Raw genomic sequence first — 25,436 nt, 5'->3', positions numbered from 1 at the left:
GGCCGTCCGCCATCCGGGAGATCACTGGCATCCGGCGGGAGTTTGTACGTGGCGGCCGCCCTCACCGCCGCGCGGCACTACGGGGTCGCACGGGCGAAGAGCCTCCGGTACACGCACCGCAGACCGTGGAGATCACTGACAGGCGCGGCGAACGGGAGCCGCACGTCGAACGACGCGGGCGCGTCCGGCGCCGGTGCGGAGCAGCGCAGCCACAAGCCGTGGCGGTCGAGCCCGAGCGGGCGGACCGGTCCGGGCGGGACCGACTCCGGCAGCAGCCGCGGCAGCTCGTCGCGGTGGGCGGAGTCCAGGTGCGTCAGTATGCCTCCCTCGACGGCGACGAACGGGTCGGGCGCGGCGTCCGCGTACTCCTCGGGCTCCAGGGTGGCGCTCCCCCAGGCGTCGTCGACCTCGACCTGGGCGACTTCGAGGGCGAGGATCGTCCATTCGCGGCGGCCGTCGCGCTCGGCGCCGAGGTCGAGCAGTTCGGGACGCGGGTGCGCGTGCGAGAGGCGCAGCGCGGCGCCGCGCAGTTCGAGCTCGGGTATCTCGCTCAGCCAGCCGTGCACCCAGGCCCGGCCGCGGACGCGGTCCGGCAGCGGCACCGGCGCGACGTCGGAGATCCGCAGCGTGGCGGGCACGTCGTCCTCGCCGGCGAGGGCCGCCACGATGGGCGCGTCCGTCCGGACGAGCAGCAGCGGCCTGCCGTCGCGGTCGGTCGTGTGCGCCGGGACGGGGGCGTAGGGGACGCCCGGAGCGACGAGCACGCCGTCCGCGACGCCGTAGGCGAGGGTCCGCGCGCGTTCGGCCGCGGTGGGGCCCTGGATGGTCTGCCTGGACTGCGTGGTCTCCGCTCGCGGCACCGTGCCTCCTTGACGTTTCAGGTTAGGCTTACCTAACTTAGGCTTACCTAACCATCAAGGAGCGCGATGAACAACCCCCGTCCCAAGGTGCGGCTCTCGCGGGCCCTCGGCATCCCGCTGACGCCGAAGAGCGTGAAGTACTTCGAGGCCCGCCCCTACCCGCCCGGCGTGCACGGCCGCGCCCGCAAGCAGGAGAGCGGCTACAAGGTCCGGCTCCGCGAGAAGCAGCGGCTCCGCGCGCAGTACAACATCCGCGAGGCGCAGCTCCGCAACGCCTTCGACAAGGCCGCCCGGACCGGCGGCAAGACCGGCGAGGCCCTGCTCGTCGACCTCGAACGCCGGCTGGACGCGCTCGTCCTGCGCGCCGGGTTCGCGCGGACGATCTACCAGGCCCGCCAGTTCGTCGTGCACCGCCACGTGCTGGTGAACGGCCGGCGCGTGGACCGCCCGTCCTGCCGGCTGCGGTCCGGCGACGTCATCACGGTCGCCGAGCGGAGCCGCGCGATGGTCCCCTTCCAGGTCGCGGCCGCCGGCGGGCACGCCGCCGAGGTCCCGCCCTACCTGGAGGTCCGGCACGACGCGCTCGCCGCCCGGCTGGTCCGGCTGCCCGAGCGCGCCGAGATCCCCGTCATCTGCGACGAGCAGCTGGTCGTCGAGCACTACTCCCGCTAGCCGTCCCGGCCGCGTGCGGCTAGCGCAGGTCGCCGAGCTCCTCGCGGGCGGTGGTGCGCAGGACGCGCAGGGCGTCCACGAGGACGCGGCGCTGCTCCTCGGCGAGGGGGCCCGCGAAGTGCGCGCGGAGCGTCTCGGCGTGCACGCGCAGGGCCTCGTCCAGCTTCGCCCGCCCGGCCGGGGTCAGCGCCACGTTCTGGCGGCGCCGGTCCCCCGGGGCGGGCTCGCGGAGGACGAGCCCGGCCTCCTCCATCCGGTCGATGATGCGGGTCATGCCGCCGCTGGTCAGGATCAGCTCCCCGGCCAGCCCGCCCATCGACACCCCGCACCCGCCGCCCGCGCCGGACAGCTTCAGCAGCACCTCGAAGACGGCGTGCCGGATGCCGCAGCGGCGCTCCAGCTCGCGCCCCGCGATCCGCTCCAGCGCCGACGCCGCGCCCAGCAGCGCACCGAACTCGTGCACCAGCGCGTCCGGGACGGCCGTGCCCTGCCCGCCCTGTTCCGTCACGGTCGCCATGATGCCCCGCCTCCGTCCCCGCGGCCCCGTCATCGGCGCGGCGCCGTCATCGGCATAACGCGCGGGCGCCCCGCACGGCTTCCGTGCGGGGCGCCCGCGCTGCGCCGTGCCGCGACCCCTCAGTTCTCGGGCTTGTCGCTCTTCTCCGCCGCGGGCGACTTCGACGCGCCGCCGCTCGGAACCGCGGGCAGCTGGTTCTGCTGGTTCTGGTTCTGGTCGTTGGTGCCCGACGCGTACTGCTTGGTGACCTTCCACGTCCCGTCGATCTTGGCGAGGGCGAGCCGGAGCAGCGTCGCGGGGGCCGAGGTCGCGCCGTCCTTGGTCCGGACGTCGATGTCGACCATGACGACGGCCGTGGCGAACCTGCCGTCCACGCTGCCCACGTAGACCTGGTTCGTCTTGGACGTCAGCGACAGCTCGGGGTTGCTCTTGAACGTCTCCCCCAGGCTGGGGAGCGTGGTGCTCTTGAAGCTCTCCAGCAGGTCGCCGCCCATGAGCTTCTGGGCCTTGTCCATCTGCGTCTGGTAGTTCTGCGCGTTGTAGTTGAGCGCGACGTCGCCGTAGGCCGACGCGACCCTGCTCACGGCGTCGCGGTCGTCCTGCTTGGACGACAGGGAGCTCGCGCTCGTCCACTGCCAGATCGCCAGGCTCGCCAGCAGCGCGACCAGGACGACCACCACCACCGCCTGCACCATGCTGAGACCGAAGACGCCCGGCCGGTCCTGAGAGGACGCCGCGGCGCTCGGACGGGGGGCCTTCTCCGGCGCCTCCTCCTCGGCCTCGTCCTCCGGGGGTTCGAGGCGGGTCGGGCGCGGCTTGGGCTTGGCGGCCGGCTTGGCGGGGGCCTCGGCGGCGGGCTCGGCCGGGCGGGCCGGGGCCTCGTCCGGGGCCTCCTCGTCTTCGGCGTCGAGCGCCTCCAGGACCTCGTCGAGGTCCTCGTCGTCGATGACCTCGATGACCCGCACCCGGCGCTTGCGCCTGGCGGCGGGCTTGGCGGGCCGCTCCGCTGCCTGCGGCTCGGCGGCCTCGGTCTCCTCGGGCGCCTCCTCGGCCGGGACCGCCTCGACCTCGTCGGACTCGCCCTTGGTGGTCTTGGCTGTCACGTCGGATACTCCTCGGGGGTTGGGGTCAGTCCTTGCCCCGACGCAGTCGGGAAAGGCGGGACACCACGGGCACCGAGCCCATCATGACCCTGATCAGTACCAGGAGGGCGATGATCGGGGGAACGTACACCAGCCAGATCGGCGGGCCGCCGGAAGAGTCGCCGTTGTTCGCGGCCTTCTTGGCCTGCACGTTCCGCTGCAAGGCGGGATCGTGGGTGGGGATCGTCCCGCCCGGGTTCTTCGCCTTGTAGGGCTTCTGCTTGGTCACCCCCGGGGTGCGGCCGCCGGGGCAGGTCGGGACCTTGTTCACCGCCGGCTGCGCGCGGGGGTACTTGTACTCCAGCGTGGCGAGCTTCTTCAGCGTGACCTGGAAGACGACGTTCAGGACGGGCTGGCCCTGGTCCCTTCCGATCACGTTGTCCAGGACGACCTTGAGCTGCGGCGCCACCGCGAGCGTGGTGCGCAGGTCGTTCAGGTAGTTCGGGTCGTAGGTCCCGATGCCCAGGTTGCCGAGCATGTCCACGGTGCAGCCGAAGTCGGGGCCCGTCCTGTCGAGCAGGTCGTTGACGGTGGCGAGCAGGCCGGGGCCGCGGTCGCGCAGCTCGGCGATCTCCCCGCGCACCTGGCTGAGCGCGGCGGTGAGGGCGGCGAGGTCGTCGATCCCCGCGCCGAGCGAGCCGCGGTTCTGGTTCAGCACGTGGGTGATGCGGCCGAGGTCGTTGGTCAGCCCGTCCAGCAGCTCGGTGTTCTGCGCGAACGTCTGGGTGAGGTCGTCGCCGCCGTTGACGATCTGGCGCAGGGAGTCCTCGCGCCCTGCCCATCCGGCGGCCAGCTCCCGGGTGAGCACCTTGGCGTCGTCGGGGTCGATCGCCTTCAGGGTGTCGATGACGGCGCCGAACAGGTCGCCGTACTTCGGCGGGACCTTCGTCTGCGACACCGGGATGACCGTGCCGGGCTTCATCGGCGCGGCGCCGGACCTGCCGGGCCCCGGCGTCAGCTCCACCACCGGCTCGCCCACCGCGGACTTGCGGGCCGCGGCGGCGGTGACCCCCTGCGGGATCTTGACGCCGCGCTCCATGTCCAGCCGGACGACGACCTTGTCCTTCTCCAGCCGCACCGAGTCGATCTTGCCGACCCGCAGGCCGAGGTAGTCGACCTCGAAGTTCGGGTGCAGGCCCGGCGAGGACTCGAACTCCACGGTGATGTGGTACGGCCGGTCGATGAAGTCGAAGCGGACGACGTTGTTGAACGCCCACACGACCATCACCGCGGCGAGCACGCCGAACGCCGCCAGGTTGATCGTCAGCCGTCTGTTCATCCGCGCGGCTCCAGGATCTTGTCGAGGTCCGGCAGCGCGCCCTGGAGCTGCTTGGGGATCTCCGGCGACTCGGCCGTCTTCTTCTTCGGGCTCCGGCCGAGGCCCGGGAAGATCGGCGTCCCGTCCGGCCAGACGATCCGCAGGAGCGGGTAGAGCAGGAGCTGGCCGTCATAGGTGGCCCGCGGCAGCTTGTCGGAGAACTCGACCAGGCCGTTCACCAGCGCCGTGAGCCGCTTGCGGTTGCCGCCGAGCTGCTGCAGGACGGGGTCGAGGTCGCGCAGCAGCCCGCGGAACCGCTGGATGCGCCCCTCCAGCACCTTGTCGTTCAGCTCGCGCGCCGTCATGGTGAGCTTGTCCACCATCTGGAGGATCTTGTACTTGTCCTTGTTCAGCAGCCGGGTCGTGCGTTCGAGCTGCTCGGGCGTCTCGTTCAGGGCGTCGCTCCCCCTGGCCAGGGACCGGCCGAGCCGGGCGAACCGGTCGACCGACTCGCCGAGCTCGCGGCGCTGCTCGGCGAACACCTTCAGCAGCACGCCCGCCTGCGCGATCGTCTTGTTGAGCTTCTGCCCGTTGCCGTCCAGTGCGGTGGCGCCCGCGTTCACGACCGTCGCGACGTCGTCCCCGGCGAGGGCCTGGATCAGCGGCCCGGCCTGCCCGACGACCTGCTCGAACGCCGGCTGGACGCCGGTGTCGGTGATCGCCGCGCCGGTGGTCAGGTACGGGCCGCGGTCCATGCTCGCGCCGGGCGGCATCTGCAGGTCCACGTAGTTCTCGCCGAGCAGCGAGGTCACCTTGATCTCGGCCCGGGTGCCCCGCGGGATCTTGACGTCGTCCTCGATGGCCAGCGTCGCCTTCGACCGGTAGCCCGAGAGCTCGACCTTCGTGACGGTGCCGATCGTGATGTCGGACATCTTCACGCTGTGCCCCGCGACGAGGCCCTGCGCGTCGTCGAACGTGGCGGTCAGCTTCAGGCCGCCCTTCGGCGCGCCCGCCGTCTTGTAGGAGCAGCCGGAGACGGCGAGGGCCGCGGCGGCGGCGAGCACGACCAGCAGCCTGCCGCCGGCGGCCGCGCGGCGCCGTCCCGCGATGGCGAGCCTGCCCATCAGTTGCCTCCGTTCTGCCAGGGACAGTTGGAGTTGGGTGCGGGCAGCGGGCATTCGACGTCGTCGGAGTTCATCAGGCCCTTGAGCCAGGTCCGCAGGAACGCGTCCGTGGCGAACCGGATCTGCAGCGACTTGTTCTTCGGGTTGTAGCCGCCGATGAGCGCGTCGCTGATGCCGGGAAGGACGCGGATGAGCTGCGCCAGCTCCCTGGCGTTGCCCTTGAGGATCAGGGCCGTCCGGGTGAGGACCGCCAGGTCGTAGGGCAGGTTGCCCTTGTACTTCTGCAGCAGCTTGTCGCCGTTCTTCGCCAGCTCCAGGATGCCCCTGACCAGCTCCTGCAGCTCGCCGCGCTCGGAGCTCAGCACCTGGCTCGCGGTGCCGAAGTCGCGGATCATCGTGCCGAGGATCTGCTCGCGCCCGCGCACCACCCCGGCCAGCCGGCTGAGGTTGCGCGCGACCTCGATGAGCTCCTGGTCCTGCCCGGCGACGTTCTCGACGAGGCGGGCGCTCTGCTCCAGGGTGGCGTTGAACTCCTTGCCGTTGCCGTTCACCGTGTCGGCGGCCGTGCCGAGCGCGGACTGCATCTTGGTCGGGTCGAGCGCGTTGGCCAGGTTGGTGAACGAGCTGAGCGCGTCGTCCACCTCGACGGGCACGTGGGTGCGCTCGATGGGGATGACGTCCGCGGTCTCCTTGGCCTCCCCCGGCTTCCACGCCGGGTGCAGGACGAGGTTGCGCTCGCCGATCAGGTTCAGCGGGACGATCGAGGCCTGCACGCCCTTCGGCAGCGGGACGTCCCGGCGCAGATGGAACGTGACCTTCACCCGGTCGCCCTGGTTCTCGACCTTGTCGACCAGCCCCACGTCGGCGCCCATCACCTTGACCTTCGACTCCTTGTAGAAGGAGCGGGCCTTCGGGACGAAGACGACCATCGTGCGCTCGCCGCCCGCGGACGGGGCGAGCGAGCAGCCGCCGAGCGAGGCGGTCATGGCGAGGCCGAGCGCGACGGCCGTGCCGCGCAGCCGGCCACGCCCGGGGACGGAGCCGGGGCCTTCGGGGGGCCGTCCCCCCGTGCCGTCGCCGCTCATCAGTTGCCTCCCTGCGGTCGCCGCGTGGAGATCGGACCGGCCGGCTGCAGCGGGCCGAGCCCGGTGAGGAGGCCCTCGATGTACCGGCCGTTGCCCTTGAGGTTGGCGACCTGCTGGAACGTCGGGCCGAGCAGCGAGAAGTCGGTGTTCAGCGCGTCCATGTTGGGCGCGAGCCTGGTCGTCAGCAGGTGCAGGTTCTCCAGCAGGGTGTCGAGCTCCTTCTGGTTCCTGGAGATCACGTTGGACAGCGTCCGGACGGTGCTGCTGCCCTGCCCGATCGCCGCGGCCAGCTCGTCGCGGCGCCGCACGAGCGACTGCAGCAGCACCTGGCTGGCGTCGATGATCTGGCGCAGCTCCCGGTCCTTGCCCGCCAGCGTCCCGGTGATCGTCTTGCTGTTCTCGATCAGCCGCTGGATCTGCGGATAGGAGTCGTTCAGCGTCCGGGACAGCTCCTGGACGTTGACCAGGATGCGGCGCAGCTTCACCGCCCCCGGCGACTTGATCTTGTTGATCTCGGTGAGGAGCTTGTCGACGCTGCGCTGGTCGAGCTTGCCGACGATGTTCTGCGCGCCCTCCAGGGCCTCCGGCACGGTGAACGGGACGCTGGTGCGCGACAGCGGGATGCGCCGCCGCGACTGCGCCACGTCCGCCATGTAGGGCTTGGAGACGGGGCCGGACAGCCGCAGGTACCGGCCGCCGAGCAGCGTCGTCGTCTGGATCTCGGCGCGGGTCTTCGGACCGAGGTCGATGCCGGCGTTCACGTGCCAGGACACGATGACCCTGCCGTGGGCGAAGTCGGGCTCCACGGAGGTGATGCGGCCGGACTTCACCCCGGCGACCCGCACGTCCTGTCCCTTCTTCAGGCCGGCGGTGTCGCTGAACTCCCCGCTCATCGTGTAGCCGCGGTCGAGCAGGTGCAGCTGGCCGAGGGCGAACGCGAACACGCAGCCCGCGCCGAGCGCGGCCAGGGTGACGATCGCGACGATCTTGTGGTTGACGTCGCGCAGCGACTTCAGTGCCATCAGCCGCCACCCCCCAGCAGCATCGTGCGGAGCTTGGCGAGGTCGTCCTTGCTGGGCTGCCCCGCGCCCGGCGACTTCGGCAGCTCCATCGGGAACGGGCAGGGGCCCTGCACGACGTTCAGGCAGAGCGCGTTGGTGCGCAGGTAGTGGCCGCCGTTCGCGGAGGCGAACAGCTGCCGGAGGGTCAGCGGGAGCTGCTGCACCATCTTCTCCAGCTGGTCGACGTTCAGCCGGAACGTCTCGCTGAACCTGCCGAGGTTGGCGATGATGCGGGCGAGCTGCGCGTCGTTGCCCCCCAGCACCTGGTTGAGGTTGGTGGTGACGCCCGAGATCTCCACGACCGCGCTCTCCAGCAGCCTGCGGTTGCCCGCGAACACCTTCGTCAGCGACTCCAGGTTGTCGGCGCTGGCGGCGATCTGCCGGTCCCGGGTGGCGATCGCGTCGCTCACCGTCTCGTAGTCGTCGATCATCCCCTTGATCGTCTTCTTGCGGGCCGCGAACGTCTGCAGCAGCATGTCCAGGTTCTCGGTCAGCAGCGAGATGTTCTGCTCGTTGCCGTCCAGCGCCTGGGAGAAGGCGAAGAGGATCTTGTTGAGCTGGTTCGGGTCCAGGTTGCGGGTGAGCGGGCCGAGGCTGTTGACGATGTCGCCGAGGTCCACCACCGACCGGGTGTGCGGGACGCGGTCGCCGTCGCCCAGCCTGCCCTGGCTCGACCCGGGCTCCAGGTAGACGACCCGCTGCCCCATCACGTTGCGCCAGCGGATCGCGGCGGTGGAGTCCGACGGCAGCCGGACCTCCTTGTCGACGGCCATCTTCACCACGGCCTTGCCGCGCACCACCCTGATGCCCTCGACCTGGCCGACGGGCGTGCCCGCCACCTTCACGTCGTCGCCCTCCAGCAGGCCGGTGACGTCGTCGAACGTGGCCGACAGCCGGTAGCGGGACTTGAAGCTCGTGCCGAGGATCTGCTGGCCGATGTAGAACGTGAGCAGCCCGGTCACCGCCACGAACACCACGAACTTCAGGATCGTGGAGTACTCGGGCCCGCGCGCGGTCTTGCCGCGCAGCCGCGGCCTCACGGCCGCGTTCCCGTCGCCGTGCGGCCCTGCCCGCCCTGCCTGCCGCCCGCACCGGGGAGCGGCACGTCGAACGCGGTCGCCTTGGGTTTGGCCGGGCAGACGTCGATGAGGATCTGGCAGATGTCCAGCGGCAGGTCGTCGCGTGCCTGGGCGATCAGGGTGCCCTCCGGGCCGGGGATGCGGATGATCTGCGCCAGCAGGCCGAAGAACCCGGTCAGGCTGTCGAGCAGGACCGGGACGTTGCGGCGCTGCCCGTTGAACACGCGCACGACCTGGCCGCCCGAGTCGATGATCCTGCCGAGGTTGCGGCCGTGCCGCTCCAGGTTCGTGCCGACCGTCTGGCCGAGCCGCGTCGACTCGTCCAGCAGCTGGGTGACCTTGTCGGGCCGCTCGTTGACGACCCGGGAGAGCTGGTTGAAGTCCCCGGCGAACCGCGTGATGGTGTCGCCGCGCGACGCGAAGGTCCCGGACAGGCCGTTGATGTCGTTCAGCAGCGACTGGATCGCCGCCCGGTCCCGGTAGGTCGCGTCGACGACGATCGCTCCGTTGTCGATGGTCCGGCGCAGCGCCGGCCCCTGCCCGGAGAGCCCGGCGCCGAACGTGTGCAGGATCGTCGCCACGTCGTCGGGGTTGATCGCCCGGGTGAGCCGGTAGGTGGGCCAGGCCGTGTCCGACAGCTCCTGCGGGTCGTTGGTCTTCGCGATCCGCCCGCCGTCCCTGATGAAGGGGCCGGTCAGCTCGTGCGCGCCGAGGTCGAGGGCGAGGTCCTTCGGGCCGAACACCGAGACGGGCTCGACCGTCGCGACCGCCGTGTCGGCCACCCTGACGCCCTTGTCGACCCGGAGCCGGACGGTGACCCTGCCGTTGCGGTCGAGCCTGATGTTCTCGACCGCGCCGACCGCGATCCCGCGGACCTTCACATCGGACTTGCCCGGGTCGAGGCCCTGCCCGGCGCGGCCGAACGTCGCCTCGAAGTAGGTGGAGCCCGCGTGGGACGGCGTGGAGCCGACCGCGACGAACGCCGCGGCCGCCGCGATGACGCCGGCGCCGAACAGCCCGAACATCGTCCGGCGGCGGCTCGACAGTGACTCGTCGCTCATCCGGTCAGCCTCACCGTGCTGCCGTGGCCCCAGAAGATGTACGACAGGACCAGGTTCATGAGGATCATCAGGATGGTCGACTCCCGGATGGCGCGGCCGGCGGCGACGCCGACCCCGACCGGGCCGCCCGCCGCGTAGTAGCCGCGGTAGCAGTGGATGAACATGATGATGAAGGCGAACACCGCGACCTTGATGACGCTGTAGAACACGTCGATCGGCGGCAGGTAGAGGTGGAAGTAGTAGTCGTAGATGCCGGGTGACAGGCCGAAGTACTGGATCGTGATGAACCTCGTGGCGAAGAACGCCATGAACAGCGAGACCAGGTAGAGCGGCACCAGCGCGATGACGCCGGCGGCGACCCTGGTGCACACCAGGTAGGCCAGCGAGTTGATGCCCATGACCTCCAGCGCGTCGATCTCCTCGGAGATCCGCATCGCACCGATCTCGGCGGTGAACCCGGTGCCGACCTGGGCGACCAGCGCGACGCCCGCGATGATCGGGGTGACCTCGCGGACGTTGGAGTAGCTCGCCACCAGTCCGGTGAACGCCTCGGCGCCGATGCGCTCCAGCCCGGGGTAGCCCTGGAGGCCGACCATGGCGCCGGTGGCGAGCGACATCGTCGCGATCACGAAGATCATGCCGCCGCCGATGACGAGCGCGCCCACGCCGACGGTGATGTCGCTGACCTGTTTGGCGAGGGTCTTGCCGTACTTGCGCCGGATGATGATGTCGAACAGCAGGTGGTACAGGACCCGGCCGAGGAACACCGGCAGGTCGGCCGACGCGGCGAGGCCCGCGGTGCGGCCCCTGACGGCGCGGCCCAGCTTGCGGACGGGGGATATGGCGACCATCAGAACCTCGGGGGGAAGAGGACCTGGTAGATCATGGTGAGGATGTAGTTCGTCGCGAACACCACGATCGAGGTGACGACCACCGCCCGGTTCACCGCGCGGCCGACGCCGACCGGGCCGTAGTCGCAGTTCATGCCCATGTAGCAGGCGACGGCAGCGGCGATGAACCCGAACACCCACGCCTTGAACAGCGTGATCGCCAGGTCCGAGAACTGCAGCAGGGTGGTGGCTCCGTCGAAGAACGCGCCGGGGCTGACGCCCTGCTGGATGACGTTGAAGTAGTACCCGCCGATGACGCCCGCGAGGATCACCACCGAGCAGAGCAGCCCGGACACCGTGCTCGCCGCCCACAGCCTGGGGGTGACCAGGCGGTGGATCGGGTTGATGCCCATGACCTCCATCGCCGCGAGTTCGTCGCGGATGTTGCGGGCCCCCATGTCGGAGGTGATGGCCGACCCGCCCACGCCGGAGACCAGCAGGGCCGCGGCCAGCGGCGCCACCTGCTGGATCATCGCCGCGGTGAGCAGCGCCCCGGTGCCCGACTGCGCGCCGAGCTGCCGGGCGATGTCGCCCACCTGGAGCGAGATGGTCGCGCCGAGGGGCACGGCGATGAGCATGACCGGCACGCTGGTGACGCGTGCGAGGAACCAGCACTGCTCGACGAACTCGCCCCACCACTGGCGCAGGTCCCAGGTGCGGCGCAGCCCTTCGAGAAGGGTCACGCACAGCAGTCCGGTCTCGTCGAGTGCTCTCCCGACGCGTCTGCGTGCCAGGTCCGGGGCCTTGTTCAGGCTCAGGGCCATCAGCCGGTGCCCTCCCCCGGGGCGGGGATGAGAAGGGTCACTCCAGCCTCCTTCGTGCTCGGACGTCGGCGCCCATCCGAAACACCGGATCCTGCCGCTGCCGCGGGGGCGCCCTACCTCATGCTCGTTCGCGCGCCACAGCGGTCTCGGCCGAGACCGGTACCACAGGCGACTCCATGCACCCTCAAGAGCACACGGGCTCCGCCTGTGATTTGAGGCACTCTATTGGAAGAAGGTCTAAGAAGCGAGTACTTACATCTGGTTTTGTCCGAAGCTACGATCAGCCGGTGCAGACCGAGGCGCGACGAGGCGTAGAAGACGAGATGGACGACGGCGTGGACCCGCTGGTCATGGGCGTGCGCGACCGCTGGGAGGGCCAGGGGCTGCTCGGTGATCCGTGGCCGTTCCTGGCGATCTGTTCGGTCGGACGGCTCAACCAGTTGCTCAAGAAGGCCCTGGACGTGGAGCTGAAGCGGCTGGACCTCACCCAGACCGGCTACTTCCTGCTGACCACGCTCGCCCTCACCGTCCACGGGCGGGCCCGGCTGAGCGCGCTCGGGCGGATCCTGATGATGCACCCGACGACGGTGAAGCTCACCGTCGACCAACTGGAGGCGGCCGGGCTCGTCGGCCGCACCCCGCACCCCCGCGACCGGCGCGCCACGCTCGTCGAGATCACCGCGGCGGGACGGGACCGGGCCAACGAGGTGAGCCAGGCGCTGGAGGCGCCCGGCGGCGCGCTCGCGGCGTTCGACGGGATGCACCGCGAGCTGTTCGAGGCGCTGCAGCCCGCGCGCCTCGCGGCCGGCGACGTGGAACTGCTGAACCCCACCGGCGAGCGCGGCCGCGCTCGCCGGGCCGGGTGAACCGGGTATCGTCCGGCCTGCGTACTTGCTCTTCGAGAACACCACACCCGGGCGATAAGGCAGTCTTCTCCTATGCCACAGAGTCACGGCACACGCAGACGTCCCGCCGACGAAGCCGGAAGCGCCGGGGGGCGCCGCGGCTCCAGGAGGGCCGGCACGAGGCGCGCCGCGCGCGTGCCGGGGCCCCGCGACTCGTCTGAGGGCCACGGCGCGGGGGGACCGTACGGACCGGAGCCGTTCGAGTCGGACGACCCCCGCGACCCGTACGGGGAGCCGGAGGCGCCCCGCGAGGCGCGCGAGGGCGGGCGGCGCGTCCGGCGGGTGCTCACCAGCAACGTCACCATCACGATCGCGGCGATCGGCGTGCTCGGCGGCGCGCTGACGGTGGTCGACCTCGGCAGCTTCGTCGACGACGCCAGCAAGCCGCCCAAGGCCGCGAGCGCGGGGCTGTCCACCAACGACATGCTCGCGAAGCTGACCTCGGCGTCCGACATGGACAAGGTCGCGGCCGACGCGGTCGCCGTCGCCAAGGAGCGCGCCTACAAGGAGCACCAGCGCGAGCTGAAGCGGCTCAAGGAGAAGGCCAAGCGGGACGCGGCGGCGCGGGCGAAGCTCAAGGCGCAGCAGGAGCGCGAGCGGCTCGCCAAGTCGAACCCGAGCGCCGGGCAGAACAAGGCGTACGGCAAGAAGATGAACGAGCTGAAGGGATGGGGCCGCTGCTGGCCGTCCCTGCTGACGCTGTGGAACCACGAGAGCGGCTGGAACGAGCGGGCCGAGAACCCGTCCAGCGGCGCCTACGGCATCCCGCAGGCTCTGCCCGGCTCCAAGCTGGCCAGCTCGGGCGCCGACTGGCGCACCAGCTCCCCCACCCAGATCGCGTGGGGGCTCGGCTACATCAAGGCGCGCTACAAGGACCCGTGCGGCGCATGGTCCTGGTGGCAGGCGCACAACTGGTACTGAGCCCGACGCGGCGGCCCGGCCTGGCACCATGGGGGGATGCGGACGACCAGGGCGCGCCGCGCCGGCGACGAGCGGGCGAACGGCACGGGTGAGGGCGCCGGGGCCGAGGGCGGCGGAGGCCGCCAGTGGGCCCGCGCCGACGCGACCCGCCAGGCGCTGCTGACCACGGCGCTGAGAGTCTTCGCCGACCGCGGCTACGCCGACGCGGGCATCGCCGAGATCGTGGAGCGGTCCGGCATCAGCGTCGGCAGCCTCTACCACCACTACGGCGGCAAGGCCGGGCTCTACGTGGCGCTGTGGGAGGACCTCACCGCCGAGCAGGAGGCGAGCGCCGCGCAGGCGGTGTCGGACGCCCGCAGGGACGGCGAGTCCGACCCGATCGCGCTGTTCATTGCGGGCGCCCGCGCCTACCTGCGGGTGTGCTGGGAGCGGCGCGAGGCGGCCCGGCTGTTCCTCGCCGGCGAGGGCCCGTCCGGGTCGTCGCTGATGCGCCGCAGCCGCGCCCAGCACTGGATCGCGCAGAACACCAAGCTGCTGCGCGGCCCTTCCGGCGACGCGCCCGCCGGACGTCCCGAGCAGGTGCTGAGCCTCGTGCTCACGACGGTGATCGGCGAGGCCGGACGGGAGATCGCCACCGCCGAGAACGAGGCGGAGGCCGCCGAGATCATCGACGAGGTGTGCCGCATCCTCATCCGGCTGGCCCGCTGACCTCCTGGCGCAGGGCCTCCGCCGGCGCCATGGCGGACTCCGGAAGCCGTGTCCCGGCGGACGCGGCGGTCAGGGGCGGGCGGTGTGGACCCGGCGGACGGAGAGCCGGATCGGGGGGACCGGCTGGAGCGGGCGCGGATGCCGGGCGCGGGCAGGCAGCGGCGGGAGCGTCCGGAGCCGGGCCGCGGTGGGGCGCTTGTCCGCGACTCGCGAGCCGGCGGCGCGCAGGCGGCGGCGCGCGGCGAGCGGGACGCGGCCGTCGGAGCGCCGGATCAGCCGCATCCGGAGCAGCAGGAGCACCACCCCGGCCCCCAGGGCGGCGAGGAACCCCGCCTGGAGCGCGGTCAACTCCTCGATGGTGAACGGCTCGGGGGGCAGCCTGCGCAGGTTCGACACGGGGACGAGGGGCCCGGAGGCCGGCGCGATCTGCGGGGACTCGCCGGGCGCGATCGGCGGCAGCGCCACCTGCGGCCCGGTCATGCCGGCCAGGGGGTTGAAGTCGGGCGGGGTCAGCGGCGGGACGCCGGGCGTCGTCGGGCCGATCCCCGGCGGCAGCGCCCCGGACGCGGATGTGATGATCAGCTTGTAGCTGCGGGACACGCTCCTGGCATCGGCCGCCGAGACGGCCGCACGCAGAGTGATCACGCCGGGCTCCGCACCGGCCGGGGCCCGCACGGTCGCGATCGCGGAGGCGCCGCCGGATCCGACACTGCCGAGGGACTGCGTCCGGGGACCGACCGTGGCGCCCGAGGCCGACATCCGCAGGACGATCCCGTGCGCGGTGGCGTTCGCCGACGCCACCCGCACGGTCGCGGTGACCGAGCCGCCGGGCCGCATCGTCGCCGCCGACACCGTCAGCCCCAGGGACAGTACCGGCGTCTTGGGCTTGCCCGGGCCGGTCGGCGGTTTCGTCGGCGGATGAGTGGGCGGGTTCGTGGGGGGATTCGTCGGCGGGTCGGTCGGCGGGTCGGTGGGCGGGTCGGTCGGCGGATCCGTCGGTGGGTCGGTCGGCGGATCGGTGGGCGGGTCCGTCGGCGGGTCCGTCGGCGGGTCCGTCGGCGGATCGGTCGGCGGATCGGTGGGCGGGTCGGTGGGCGGATCGGTGGGCGGATCGGTGGGCGGGTCGGTCGGCGTGTCAGTGACGGTGGTGGTCGGCGTGGGGGCCGGCTCGTCCGCGAGAACCGGATGGACGCCCACCATGCCGATGAGCGTCACCGCTCCGAATCCGGCCAGGAGCGAAGCCGATCGTGAACGCACCCCGAACGCACCTCCACCGCATTGCGACTACTCCGCCGAATTGCATTGGATTGGATGGAAGCATGCAGCTATTCGGGGAATCAACCCCGCAGGTCAAGGTTCGTTTCAGGTGCTCATATCGCGCCGATCGGATATTGGGCGATTATCAATCGGTGCTCGTTCCCGCGCGGCGGCGCCATTCCCGGCACTCGTGCCGGGCGGGCGGGCGGCGCGTTCGCGCAACCGCGTCGCACGCAGCACGGCCTCGATCGCGAAGCGCGCCTCGGAGTCGGTCAGCCGGTCGCCCAGGACTCCTACGACCTGCCGCATCCGGTAGCGGACGGTCTGCGGGTGGATGCCGAGCTCCCTGGCGATGTCGTTGGCGGTGCCGCGGGTCACCAGCCAGGCGTGCAGGGTCTCCAGCAGGCGGTCGCGCTGCCGGGGGCTGAAGCCGTCCATCTCACCGAGGTGGCGGTGCGCGAGCTGGCCGATGAGGGCCTGGTCGGAGAGCAGCCAGAGGGTGATGAGGTGCTCCTCGCAGTCGGTCACCGGCGCGTCCTCGAGCACACCGGTCTCCACCAGGCCGAGGGCGCACCGCGCCCAGCGCAGCGAGTCGGCGACGCCCGCGATCGGCACGGTGAGGCCGATGACGAGCTGCCGGTCGGGCAGGACGCGGAGCAGGGATCGCCGACGCTCCGGGGTCGCCCTTCCGGGTACGACCAGGAACGGCTGGGTGGCGGTGAGGTCGGCGAGCACGTCCTCGTCCAGGGCGGCCCGGACGTACCGGGCGCCGGGCGGGGCCACGACGGCGGTCGCCTCGTCCGGCAGCGTCCATCCGGCCCGTTCGGCGGCCTCGGCCAGGACGCGGGACGACACGTCGCGGCGGAGCAGGAGCTCCAGCAGGCGGCGGCGGTGCGCCTCGGCCTCGCCGTCCGGGCGGGCGTCCAGGTAACCCTCCAGCGCGAGCGCGGCCAGTTCGTCGATGTAGGCGAACAGCGCGTCGGCGAGCTGGGCCATCACCTCGGGCGACAGTCGCCGGCGCGGCCCGACCTTCATGATGCGCCGCCACGCGACCTGGACGCCGATGCGCAGCGCGGCCTGGAGGGTGTCGAGCGTCCGGCCCTCCTGGGCCTCGAAGCGGCCGAGCCTGCGGTAGGTCTCCCGATGGCGCGCGCTCGGTTCCAGCGGGTTGGCGACCCGGTCGACGAAGTCGGTCAGGGCGCGGTCGACCCCGATGCGCAGTGCCTCGACGTAGGGACCCTTGAGAGGCCGCCCGTACTCGGGGATCGACCGGCGCACCTCGTCGATGATCTCCCCAGCGAGGCTGGGCAGTTCCGGCCGCATCAGCAGGGCGAGCCGGCGCGGCAGCCGGCTCGGGCGACTCGCCGCCTCCCGCGTCAACGTCTGCTGTGCCATGGGTCAGCACACCTCCAGACACCGCCATCGCGAACGAGGGGAATTCCGGGCGGGGCACCCGGTCGTCCAGATGATCGGCCATATGGCGTCAACACCGAGGGCACGCCGAGCGGGGACCCCGCGCACCCTCCGCACTCTGTGAGCTGAAACACGTTGAACTTAGATCATACGAAATCCAGCAAGGTAAAGGGAAGGTAAATTCGGCAGGCTGTGGCCCTGTCGTCACATTCAGCGCCCAAAAGGGGCGGTCTCATTTCAGTGCGGGGCCGCGCTCCCGCAACCGGTACGCGCGCAGCACCGCGTCCAGCACGAAACGCGCCGCCGGGTCGGCGAGCTGCCGGTCGAATTCCGCGCTGATCTGCCGCATCCGGTACCGGACGGTCTGCGGGTGCAGCTGGAGCCTCTGCGCCGCCTCCACCGCGTTCCCTTGCGCGTCCAGCCACGCGCACAGGGTTTCGGTCACGCGCTTACGCCGGGTGCGCGGCATTTCCACCAACGCGCCCAGTTCCCGGCGGGCGAGCTGGTCGAGCAGCGGTCCGTCCGAGAGCAGCCACAGCTCCAGCAGGTGCCGCTCGCACAGTGTGGGGCCGCCATCCTCCAGAAAGCCCGCCTCCACCAGCGCAAGCGCCCGCCGCGCCCAGCGCAGCGAGTCGGCCGCCTCCCCCAGCGGGACGGTCAGCCCCACCGCGGAGCGGCGCTCGGGCAGGGCGCGGCTCAGCATCGCCGCGCGCTCCGCGCCGTATCCGCCGGGGATGAGCAGGTGGGGCTCGGTGTCCGCGAGGTCGACGAGCACGTCGCGGTCCATCGCCTCCCGGACGCACCGCGCGCGCGCCGGCATCGCGACCATCGTCACCGTGGGGGGCACCGCCCAGCCGGCGGCCTCGGCGGCCTCGGCGAGCGCGCCGCTCGCCGCGCCGGGCCCGAGCACCATGCGCAGCAGCCGCCGGTGGTCGCCGGGCAGCTCGTCGGCCGACGACCGGACCTCCAGGTAGCCCTCGACCGACAGGGAGGCCAGCTCGTCGATGTAGGCGAACAGCGCCTCGGCCAGCCGCGTCGTCACCTCCGCGGGCAGCCGCCGCGTCCGCGCCACAGCCGCCACCCGCCGCCACGCGACCTGCACCCCGACCCGGTAGGCCGCCTGCAGCGCGTCCAGCGTGCGCCCCTGATAGGCCTCGCTGCGACCGAGTTCCCGGCACAGCTCGTCGCGCCGCTCGTAGCCGTCGCCGCCGCCGGAGACCTGGTCGACGAAGGCCGCCATGGCCTGCTCGACGGTGATCCGGTACGCGGCCTGTTCCGACATCCCCTCCTGCCGCGCGTACTCGGGCACCGACCGCTGGACCTCCGCGAGGATCTCTTCGGCCAGCGAGGGCAGCTCAGCAGTCAGAATGGCGGTGACCTGCGGCGGGAGAGCTCCGGGACGCCTCCCTCCCCCAACGAGGGCCCTCGTCATTCACTCCTCCCTCGCACCGTTCGAGAAAAGCCTCGGCAAAATGTCATCCTCCTCGTGTCCGGGAGCCGGGGGAGCCGACCGGAGCGGTCCGTGCCCGCGGGATCGCCGCGGGCACGGACCGCTCCGGTCGGACGGGCTCGCCGTCAGAGCTGGCTGTACTGCTTCGAGACGATGTACTCGTTCGACACCATGGCGTTCTTGCCGGCCGCCGACGGGAATCCACCGACCTGGTTGACGAGCCAGTCGGCGACGCCGCCACCGAAAAGGCAGCCCTTGGCGCCGGGGACCGCGAACGCGTTGTCGACCTGCTTGGCCTGCAGCACGTCGCCCGCCGGGTCCGGCCGCGCGACCGTGGGGTCCTCCCCGGTGATGGGAGTGTTGGGGGCGGGCGGGCTGGTGGTGCCCGTGGTGAGGTGCAGCTTGATCGGGTTGGCGTTCGTGCCGACCGTGCAGTTGCTCCCCAGGAGCGGGTTGATGAGCCGGACCTTCACCGCCATGGTGATGTCGAGGTGGCTGGTCGTCGGGATCTCGAAGGAGCCGGCGTACTCGACCCGCGCGTACACGGCACTCAGGAGCGGGTCGCCGAACAGACCGGGCTGGACGAGCATCTTCGGGGCCTTGAGGCCGCCAAAGATGATCTTGGTCTCGAAGGTCTCGAGGTCGAGGGTGCTCGCGTAGGTGAGCCTGAGCGGCTCTGTGATCTTCTGGTCGAAGTTGCCGACCTTGAAGGTTCCGCTGGTGACGACGGCCACCTGGCACCGCGAGTAGAACGGGCTGGCCCCCGCGGGCAGAGGCGGGCAGTCGGAGAAGTCGAAGCTGCTCGGAATCGGGTCCGGGTTGGCCGCCGCGGCGGGGGAGGCCATGCCGAAGGCGAGCACCGCCGCGCCGGCCACGGCGGGAAGCGCGAGCCGGGAACTGCGTGTCCGGAAACGAGTGAACTTCACCAGTCCGTCCTTTCTGGTACCGGGAGAAGTGGACAAAGAGCGCCGGACGGCCACAGCGTGATCCAGACGACGCGGAACCGTGAAGCGGATCCCACCGAGAGAAATCCTTGATTCCTAACCGGAGATTAATACTGAAACAATGACCGATCAATACGCCTCAACGCACGAATATGAAGATTTTTCCGGCCTTGGTATCGAATGCCAGATTGAGCGTTCAGCGGGCGGTCGATATTGTCACCGGCCGCGCATTCTTCCAAGAGCCTCGGCCTTTGATGGGGCATGGCGGGGAGCATGCACGGGCCACCGCAGCTCGCCGCAGGCCTGAACTGGCCTGCGGCGAGCCGACCGGGCCGAATCGCACCCGGGGTGGTGCGGGCGGATACGGCCGGTCCTGAGAACCCCCGGTTCGGATTCGGGCCGGGTCGGGGCAGCTACCTCACAGCGACGCACTCGGCCCGTCAGGGCGACGTTATCTGCAGCGTCCGCGGGAAGACGAAATCGCCCGTCCCCGAGTCGAAATTGAGGGAGTACTCCGTGAACCCCGGAATGTAGCACGTCGAGTCCGGCGACACCTTCAGCACCGAGGCATCCCCCGCCACGAACTGATCTTTTATGGAGAAGATCTTGGTCGCATTGTCATAGGCCCCGACGATCTCCCCGGGACCTTCCATCTGGGAACCGAAGAGCGACTCCATCGTGTTGGCGATCCGAAGATTGCACCGATTGCCGTCGACGTCCACTTCCGCGTTGAGCGTGACCCCGTTCAGCCTCATCACACGCCTTCCGTCTCCCGTTTCCCCGAAGAGCACGTTGAGCCACAACGAGCCTTCTTGGGTGACGTCGCCGATCACCTGGTACACCGAGCCGTCCAGTGCCACGACCTCGCATCCCTTGAGCGTCATGCCGCCCTTGCCCAACCTGGAGCGCGACTGCCAGTGCCCACGGTCCATATGGAGCCGCATGGTCGCCGAATCACATCTGAGCTGGGCTTCGCCCTGCGCGAGGACGAACGGCTTCGCGACCGCCGTGACGTCTCCGCCCGGTTTGACGGTGAAGGAAGCGGGAAGTGGGCCCGCACCGTTCACACAATTACTGGCACTTCCGGCTTCGACATCGCACCACCGCCCTGAGGCGGCATTCGCGTAGTTGCCCGAGCCGGACACGGTGGCGGTGAGGATCGGACTGATGTCTTCTCCCACCCCGCATCCAGAAAAGGCAGGAACTTCGAGATCCTTGGCAATGATGGTCTGCCCGTCGAGGTACTGGGTCGGCCCGCTTCTCCGGGTCCCCAGGAACCCCTGCGCGGAGAAGAGCGTCGGACCTGTCATGCATTTATCGCCCAAGGCGATGGGGACCCCGTTCACCTCGGCCGAACCCGCCTTCACTCGAACGTAGGCGCTGGCACGGAGCTCTTGTCTCTCAGGCGCGTTCTCCAGGGCAGAGTACGGGTCGAGCATCTGGATGGCCCGGATGTTTCCTGTGATCGGATCTGTCTGCCCAGATCCAGGCGCACGGGTCGGGATGGTCTTCGCCACCGCGCGCGTCGGCATGAACCCGAACCCGAGGACGGTCGCGGGGGTCGGATAGGTCTGATTAACGAAATACCCGCGGACCTCATAGTAGTTCGGCCCGAAGAAAACATTTCCGCTTTGCTGGAGAGTCGGCGCCCGCACCGAGTTCTCAAGGGCGACCGGAATGGCGTTCCCGGTCTTCTTTATGTTGACGAATCCGGTGGCTTTGACGCAGTACAGCGTCCCGGGCGAGGGGATCTCCATCAACCCGTCCGGAGTCGCCGGGGACTCGTAGACCTCCATCAACTTGGAATCGCCGTTGATGGCGTACCGCGGATCGGTCCCCGCGCCGGGGATCTTCTCACAGAGCCCGCCCTGGGCGGCGGCCTGACGGGTCGGCGCGCTCGGCGCACCGGGAGCCGCGGTCCCGCTCCTCGGCCCCACCCGTACGGTTCCGAGCACCCTCTCCTTCTCCGCCGCGCAATGCAGCGCCAGTTCCGCGTCCTTCTCCGGCGTCGTGTCACCAGGCACCAGCGACAGGTCCACTTTCCCGGCGGACCAGGACAGCCCGCCCGGCGATCCGGGGACCACCGGCGGCGCCACCCCGCTGCCGGTCAGGTGCACGGCCCCGTCACCACGTGGCGGTGCGGACGCCAGCGCGAAGGCCGGCCACCCGCCGCGCCGATCATCGCCGGGCTGCCGGACGGCGACCTCGATCTCCGCGACCCCTCCGAGCGCGGGGGCGGGAGCAGGCGACGGGGCAACGCCCGTCACCGGCGGTGTCGACGCCCCGGCCGGGGAACTCGCCCCGATCGCCTTGACCAGCTCAGCGGGGAGACCGACGTCGATCTTGATGGTGCCCAGCTGGACCGGCTGGCCGACGGTCCCGGACGACGGGACGGTCGTGTCGATCCGCAGGGCCACGTCGTATGTTCCGGCCTTACCGGAGCACACGAGCCCCAGGTCGGCACCGATGTCCGCGATCGCCGGCGGGACGGCCACCACCACGCCACCGCTCACGGCCAGGGCCGCGAGCGCCGCGAGCCGTGCGACGCCTCTGAACATCTGGTGCATCTCAGATCCTTGATCTATGGGAACCGCACCCGGGCGACGAGCGCCCGGGTGCGGCTTCGGTCGCGGCCGTGTCCTTGTCTCAGGGGGTGGCCAGGACGGTCAGGCCGGGCGTGATGTTGAGCGTGCCGGCGATGGTGACGTCGTCGTTGTTCGCTGCGATGGACGAGGGGCACGTCGCGGAGACGTTGGCCATCTGGATGTTGTCGCCCGTGTTAGGCGGCGGCGGCAGCTTGAGCTTGCTGGGGGCGGTGGGGGAGGTGCGGTCGATGTGACTGCCAGGGACGACACCGACGGCAGAGCCGGCGCCGTTGGCGTCTCCCGTGCAGTTGAGGGCGGGGACCACGATGTGAACGTCGACTCCGGTCAGCTGGCCCGGGGTCGACCCTGCCGTGGTGGCCGCGGTGACGTCGAGCCACCACGGGTTGGCGGCGGACGCGGTGGCCGTCACGGTGGCGGGGTTGCCGAGAACCGTGCAACCGGAGAAGGTCACGCTGGTCACCTTGGCGATGTGGGCCCACGGGAGCCCGCTGCCGCCACTCGGAATGACGCCCGTGGCGTTCAGGCCCGTGCAGATCAGGGCCACTCCGGTACGGTCGTTGGCACCGACGATGTTCCCGCTGTTGACCGCACTGATGGCGATGTTGGTACCGGTGGGGTTGATGGTGACGCTGGGGGCGAGCAGGGCGGCCGGGGCTGGGGCCGCGGTGAGGGCGATGGCACTGGCCGCCACCGCGGTAGCGGTCACGGCCTTTTGCGCGATCTTTCGCATGTCAGTTCTGTTCCCTTCAGGGAGTGGTTTCTTCTTCTACTCGTAGGGACCCTGACCGCGTTCTACAGAACGAACTCCTCTGGGTCGAAGGGAGCAGAACCCCGGAAGCCGAACTTCTTCAGCCTCACCGCAAGACCACCCAGTCCTGCCGTACTATTACCAGAATATACCTGCCAGTAGGGTACTTCTCAAGAGCCGCTTTGACATGTCCCTCGGCTCCCCATAAAGACCCTGCAGATTGTCAATCGCTTAGCATTCGATCACCATTTGAGTATCACCTGCTTACAGTCGAATCCAGGATGCTCGAAGTGCTCGCGCCCGGCATGTCCGCCCAGGGTGCGCCGTCCGCCGGCCGACCCCGTCCCGTCCGCGATCAGGCACCGAGGGTGTCGAGGGCGGAGACCTCCATTCGCCGTCGGCGTACAAGGCGTCGACGGCGAACGCGTCGGTGACCGCCGTGGTGAGTACCTGCTTCTGCCGCGGCGCCCGCTGACGCACCAGCGCGAAAAGCTGGTCGTACTGCTGGACGGCCTTTCCGGTGAGCAGTTCCTGCGCCGCTTTCTCTGTTTTGGCCACATCGGCGTAGTTGTAGGAGAAGACCGTGTTCACGACTGCGGCGATCTGGCCCTTCACCTCGGCGGTGCGGCCATTGTCGCTGAGGGCGTCGTTCCGCGCGGAGGCCGCGCCCGTCAGGTCGCCTTCCTGAGCATTCGACCAGGCGGCCACCGCACCCAGGTGCGGTTTCGGTCTGAGTCGTGCTCTCACGTGACGGTCGGGCCCTGATTAGCGGTGGAGTTGACACCCCTCAGTTCGATCACGCCGGCGACCGCGAGAACGTCACCGTACCTGACGATGCTGAGGGGGCATTGCACGGAGACGCTGGTCGCGACGAGGTTGGTGGTCAGCCTGTCGCGCGGCAGCGTGAGCGTGCTGGCGGCTCCAGCGCTCGTCGGGTTGGTGTGCTCACCGTTGATGAGTCCGTTGGAAGCAGTCGAGCCCTGGAACGTCGCAGAGCACGGGATGCCGGGGATATCCACCCTGAGATTGACGCCGCCCAACTGAGCGGATGTGACTCCCGAAACGGTGAAGCCCGGCAGGGAGAGGGTCCACGGTAGATTCTGAGGCGTCACCCAGGCGGGCAAGCCGCCCATCGTACAGTTGCCGAACGTCAGACCCGTCACCTGGCCGAGGGGCGAGGGCTCCGGGAGGCCGGTGCCGACCCTCACCGCCCCGGTCAGCGTCAAGGCCTTCGAAAGGGCCGTGTTGACGCAGGACAGGAGCCCGCCGGTAGCGGTGACAGCCTCGATGGAACCGCTGCTTCCTCCGGTGATGGGCTGGATGGAGGGTGAGGGCACGCCGGGCATGAAGACGCTGTGACCGTCCGCCCAGGCGGGGGTCGTGGTGAGAGCGGTGGCGGTGGTCGTGACCGCGGTGACGGCCAGGGCCATTCTGGTGATCTTTCGCATGTCAGTCCGACTTCTCTTCATGGGGGATGTTCTCTAACCCAGTACCATCCATTCCTGCCATTCTCCTATCGAGAGATATCTGCCAGTGACATACTGGTCAGAGCCGCCGGGAACCAGGGTGCTCGGACAGTCCCGCGCCTCCGCATGTCGCTGTTCCTTCTCCGTTCCATGGCGAGCCCCTGTGCGGTCAGGCGCCGAGGGTGTCGATGGCGGAGATCTTCCATTTGCCGTCGGCGTACAGGGCGTCGACGGCGAAGACGGCCGCGGAGTAGCTCGTCTTGTTCGTGTCGGTGCGGGTGTTGCGCTGGTCGGCGAAGACGAGGAGGCGGGCGCGGTCAGCGGTCAGGGACTTCACCGCCGAGTCGGTGACCGCCGTGGTGAGTACCTGCTTCTGCTGCGGCGCCTGCTTGCGCACCAGGGCGAAGAGCTGGTTGTACTGCTGGACGGCCTTTCCGGTGAGCAGTTCCTGCGCCGCCTTCTCGGTCTTGGTCACGTCGGCGTAGTTGTAGGAGAACACCGTGTTAACGGCCGTGGTCACCTGACCTTTGACCTCGGCGGTACGGCCATTGTCACTGAGGGCGTCGTTCTGCGCGGAGGCCGCGCCCGTCAGATCGCCCTCCTGAGCGTTCGACCAGGCGGCCACTCCACCGAGCGCTATTGTCAGCGCCCCAAGGAGAATGACCAGGCGGATGCGGGCGGTTCCGGGGACGAACCGTCCGGCCGAAGTGATCGCTGCCATTCGCTTTCTCCTCCCCGATCAGGGCGTACCGGTGGGGGCCTGGCCGAGCGCCGACAGTTTCCAGCCGTCCGAGGTCCGGGTGAGCCGGCCGGCGAACCGGCGGGTGTTGTCGACCGGCCTGCCGTCGGCACCGGTGATGGTGATGCGGACGGCGGCGATGACGGCCGCCTTGCCCGCGCGGGAGTCGAGTTCGGTCAGCCCGGATTCGAGGATCTTCGCGGTGCTGGTCGTCTTCGCCTTCTCCACCTCGGTCTTCAGCCGGGCCCGGCCCTGGACGATCTGGTCGTAGAGCTGCGCGGTCGCCGAGTCCTGCCACACCTTGAGGCCCGCGTCGACCTGCCGGTGGTCGAGGGTGTTGAGATTGACGATCTCCTGCCCCGCGACGGCGAGCACCCGGTCGCGTTCGGCGGCGTAGGCCATCGAGTCGTCGCCGGACGCGGCGTGGTACGACCAGCCGAACCACGCGGCGGCACCGGCCGCGACCAGCGTCACGAGCGACGCGACCTGGATCAGCGAATCCTTGGAGAGGCGGCGCCGCGGCCGGTCGGCCGTGTCCTTCGCCGGCGGCCCCGCGGCCGGCGCCTCACCGGTCTCCTTCTCGGACGGCGACGGCTCCGGGTCCTCGGCGGCCTCCTCTCCCGCGGGCTCTGGAGTCTCGGCCGCGTGGTCCGCGGACGGTTCCGGTTCGAGCGGTTCGCCGGTCGGGGTCTCGGGCTCGTCCGCCCGGACCTCGGGCTCGCCGGCCGCCGGGTCGGCGGTCTTCGTCCTGGTCTTGGTCACCTGA

General features: G+C 70.4%; 25 protein-coding genes. 4 read left to right on the top strand and 21 right to left on the bottom strand.

Features of this window, described 5'->3' with window-relative positions; all coding sequences use genetic code 11:
• Positions 1-77: 77 nt before the first annotated feature.
• Positions 78-860 (bottom strand): DUF2470 domain-containing protein, encoded by a 783-nt coding sequence (locus ACQEU6_RS37660; protein ID WP_499338464.1) that lies wholly within the window; start codon positions 858-860, stop codon positions 78-80.
• Positions 861-926: 66 nt separating this feature from the next.
• Here ACQEU6_RS37660 and rpsD point away from each other — a divergent pair, with 66 nt between their 5' ends.
• Positions 927-1,532, top strand: coding sequence for a 30S ribosomal protein S4 (gene rpsD, locus ACQEU6_RS37655; protein ID WP_499338463.1), 606 nt, complete (start codon positions 927-929; stop codon positions 1,530-1,532).
• A gap of 19 nt (positions 1,533-1,551) precedes the next feature.
• Here rpsD and ACQEU6_RS37650 read toward each other — a convergent pair whose 3' ends face one another.
• From ACQEU6_RS37650 to ACQEU6_RS37605, 10 genes are all read right to left on the bottom strand, one after another.
• Positions 1,552-2,049, bottom strand: coding sequence for a MarR family winged helix-turn-helix transcriptional regulator (locus ACQEU6_RS37650; RefSeq protein WP_499338462.1), 498 nt, complete (start codon positions 2,047-2,049; stop codon positions 1,552-1,554).
• 119 nt (positions 2,050-2,168) lie between these two features.
• Positions 2,169-3,152, bottom strand: coding sequence for a hypothetical protein (locus ACQEU6_RS37645; protein WP_499338461.1), 984 nt, complete (start codon positions 3,150-3,152; stop codon positions 2,169-2,171).
• 25 nt (positions 3,153-3,177) lie between these two features.
• Positions 3,178-4,470: an MCE family protein gene (locus tag ACQEU6_RS37640; RefSeq protein ID WP_499338460.1), complete on the bottom strand. Its 1,293-nt coding sequence runs from the start codon at positions 4,468-4,470 to the stop codon at positions 3,178-3,180.
• Complete coding sequence (locus ACQEU6_RS37635) at positions 4,467-5,573, bottom strand: MlaD family protein (RefSeq protein ID WP_499338459.1); 1,107 nt, start codon at positions 5,571-5,573, stop codon at positions 4,467-4,469. Before ACQEU6_RS37635 ends, ACQEU6_RS37640 begins: the two co-directional genes overlap by 4 nt.
• The gene (locus ACQEU6_RS37630) at positions 5,573-6,658 is read right to left on the bottom strand and encodes an MCE family protein (RefSeq protein ID WP_499338458.1); all 1,086 of its coding nucleotides are present in this window, start codon (positions 6,656-6,658) and stop codon (positions 5,573-5,575) included. Before ACQEU6_RS37630 ends, ACQEU6_RS37635 begins: the two co-directional genes overlap by 1 nt.
• Entirely contained in the window at positions 6,658-7,680 is a 1,023-nt protein-coding gene (locus ACQEU6_RS37625) for an MCE family protein (RefSeq protein ID WP_499338457.1), read from the bottom strand. The genes ACQEU6_RS37630 and ACQEU6_RS37625 overlap by 1 nt, the downstream gene beginning before the upstream one ends.
• On the bottom strand, positions 7,680-8,759 hold the full coding sequence (locus tag ACQEU6_RS37620) for an MCE family protein (protein WP_499338456.1): 1,080 nt from the start codon (positions 8,757-8,759) through the stop codon (positions 7,680-7,682). The genes ACQEU6_RS37625 and ACQEU6_RS37620 overlap by 1 nt, the downstream gene beginning before the upstream one ends.
• The gene (locus ACQEU6_RS37615; RefSeq protein ID WP_499338455.1) at positions 8,756-9,859 is read right to left on the bottom strand and encodes an MlaD family protein; all 1,104 of its coding nucleotides are present in this window, start codon (positions 9,857-9,859) and stop codon (positions 8,756-8,758) included. Before ACQEU6_RS37615 ends, ACQEU6_RS37620 begins: the two co-directional genes overlap by 4 nt.
• Positions 9,856-10,710, bottom strand: a complete 855-nt coding sequence (locus ACQEU6_RS37610; protein ID WP_179846536.1) for an ABC transporter permease — start codon at positions 10,708-10,710, stop codon at positions 9,856-9,858. The genes ACQEU6_RS37615 and ACQEU6_RS37610 overlap by 4 nt, the downstream gene beginning before the upstream one ends.
• Positions 10,710-11,513, bottom strand: coding sequence for an MlaE family ABC transporter permease (locus tag ACQEU6_RS37605; protein WP_499338454.1), 804 nt, complete (start codon positions 11,511-11,513; stop codon positions 10,710-10,712). The genes ACQEU6_RS37610 and ACQEU6_RS37605 overlap by 1 nt, the downstream gene beginning before the upstream one ends.
• A 287-nt stretch (positions 11,514-11,800) precedes the next feature.
• Here ACQEU6_RS37605 and ACQEU6_RS37600 point away from each other — a divergent pair, with 287 nt between their 5' ends.
• The 3 genes from ACQEU6_RS37600 (at position 11,801) to ACQEU6_RS37590 (ending at position 14,047) form a co-directional block, all read left to right on the top strand.
• Positions 11,801-12,379, top strand: coding sequence for a MarR family winged helix-turn-helix transcriptional regulator (locus ACQEU6_RS37600; RefSeq protein ID WP_499338453.1), 579 nt, complete (start codon positions 11,801-11,803; stop codon positions 12,377-12,379).
• A gap of 174 nt (positions 12,380-12,553) precedes the next feature.
• A complete protein-coding gene (locus tag ACQEU6_RS37595) occupies positions 12,554-13,339 on the top strand; it encodes an aggregation-promoting factor C-terminal-like domain-containing protein (RefSeq protein WP_499338452.1) in 786 nt (261 codons plus the stop codon).
• 36 nt (positions 13,340-13,375) lie between these two features.
• Positions 13,376-14,047, top strand: a complete 672-nt coding sequence (locus ACQEU6_RS37590; protein WP_499338451.1) for a TetR/AcrR family transcriptional regulator — start codon at positions 13,376-13,378, stop codon at positions 14,045-14,047.
• A 69-nt stretch (positions 14,048-14,116) separates the two neighbouring features.
• Here ACQEU6_RS37590 and ACQEU6_RS37585 read toward each other — a convergent pair whose 3' ends face one another.
• The 10 genes from ACQEU6_RS37585 to ACQEU6_RS37540 form a co-directional block, all read right to left on the bottom strand.
• The gene (locus ACQEU6_RS37585; RefSeq protein WP_499338450.1) at positions 14,117-15,304 is read right to left on the bottom strand and encodes a hypothetical protein; all 1,188 of its coding nucleotides are present in this window, start codon (positions 15,302-15,304) and stop codon (positions 14,117-14,119) included.
• Positions 15,305-15,409: 105 nt separating this feature from the next.
• A complete protein-coding gene (locus ACQEU6_RS37580) occupies positions 15,410-16,699 on the bottom strand; it encodes a PucR-like N-terminal domain-containing protein (RefSeq protein WP_499338449.1) in 1,290 nt (429 codons plus the stop codon).
• 250 nt (positions 16,700-16,949) lie between these two features.
• Complete coding sequence (locus ACQEU6_RS37575; RefSeq protein ID WP_499338448.1) at positions 16,950-18,149, bottom strand: PucR-like N-terminal domain-containing protein; 1,200 nt, start codon at positions 18,147-18,149, stop codon at positions 16,950-16,952.
• Between the two features lie 143 nt (positions 18,150-18,292).
• A complete protein-coding gene (locus tag ACQEU6_RS37570) occupies positions 18,293-19,093 on the bottom strand; it encodes a hypothetical protein (protein WP_499338447.1) in 801 nt (266 codons plus the stop codon).
• 458 nt (positions 19,094-19,551) lie between these two features.
• Positions 19,552-21,678, bottom strand: coding sequence for a hypothetical protein (locus tag ACQEU6_RS37565; protein WP_499338446.1), 2,127 nt, complete (start codon positions 21,676-21,678; stop codon positions 19,552-19,554).
• Positions 21,679-21,757: 79 nt separating this feature from the next.
• Positions 21,758-22,447 (bottom strand): hypothetical protein, encoded by a 690-nt coding sequence (locus ACQEU6_RS37560; RefSeq protein WP_499338445.1) that lies wholly within the window; start codon positions 22,445-22,447, stop codon positions 21,758-21,760.
• 282 nt (positions 22,448-22,729) lie between these two features.
• Complete coding sequence (locus ACQEU6_RS37555) at positions 22,730-23,173, bottom strand: hypothetical protein (protein ID WP_499338444.1); 444 nt, start codon at positions 23,171-23,173, stop codon at positions 22,730-22,732.
• Between the two features lie 35 nt (positions 23,174-23,208).
• Positions 23,209-23,913, bottom strand: coding sequence for a hypothetical protein (locus ACQEU6_RS37550; RefSeq protein WP_499338443.1), 705 nt, complete (start codon positions 23,911-23,913; stop codon positions 23,209-23,211).
• 187 nt (positions 23,914-24,100) lie between these two features.
• Positions 24,101-24,652 (bottom strand): hypothetical protein, encoded by a 552-nt coding sequence (locus tag ACQEU6_RS37545; RefSeq protein ID WP_499338442.1) that lies wholly within the window; start codon positions 24,650-24,652, stop codon positions 24,101-24,103.
• 18 nt (positions 24,653-24,670) lie between these two features.
• Complete coding sequence (locus tag ACQEU6_RS37540; RefSeq protein ID WP_499338441.1) at positions 24,671-25,432, bottom strand: hypothetical protein; 762 nt, start codon at positions 25,430-25,432, stop codon at positions 24,671-24,673.
• Positions 25,433-25,436: the final 4 nt, after the last annotated feature.

It is taken from the genome of Spirillospora sp. CA-108201 (assembly GCF_050936235.1).
Lineage (GTDB): Bacteria > Actinomycetota > Actinomycetes > Streptosporangiales > Streptosporangiaceae > Spirillospora.
The sequence above is the reverse complement of the archived record's forward strand: the minus strand, read 5'-3'. Positions and strand labels throughout refer to the sequence as shown.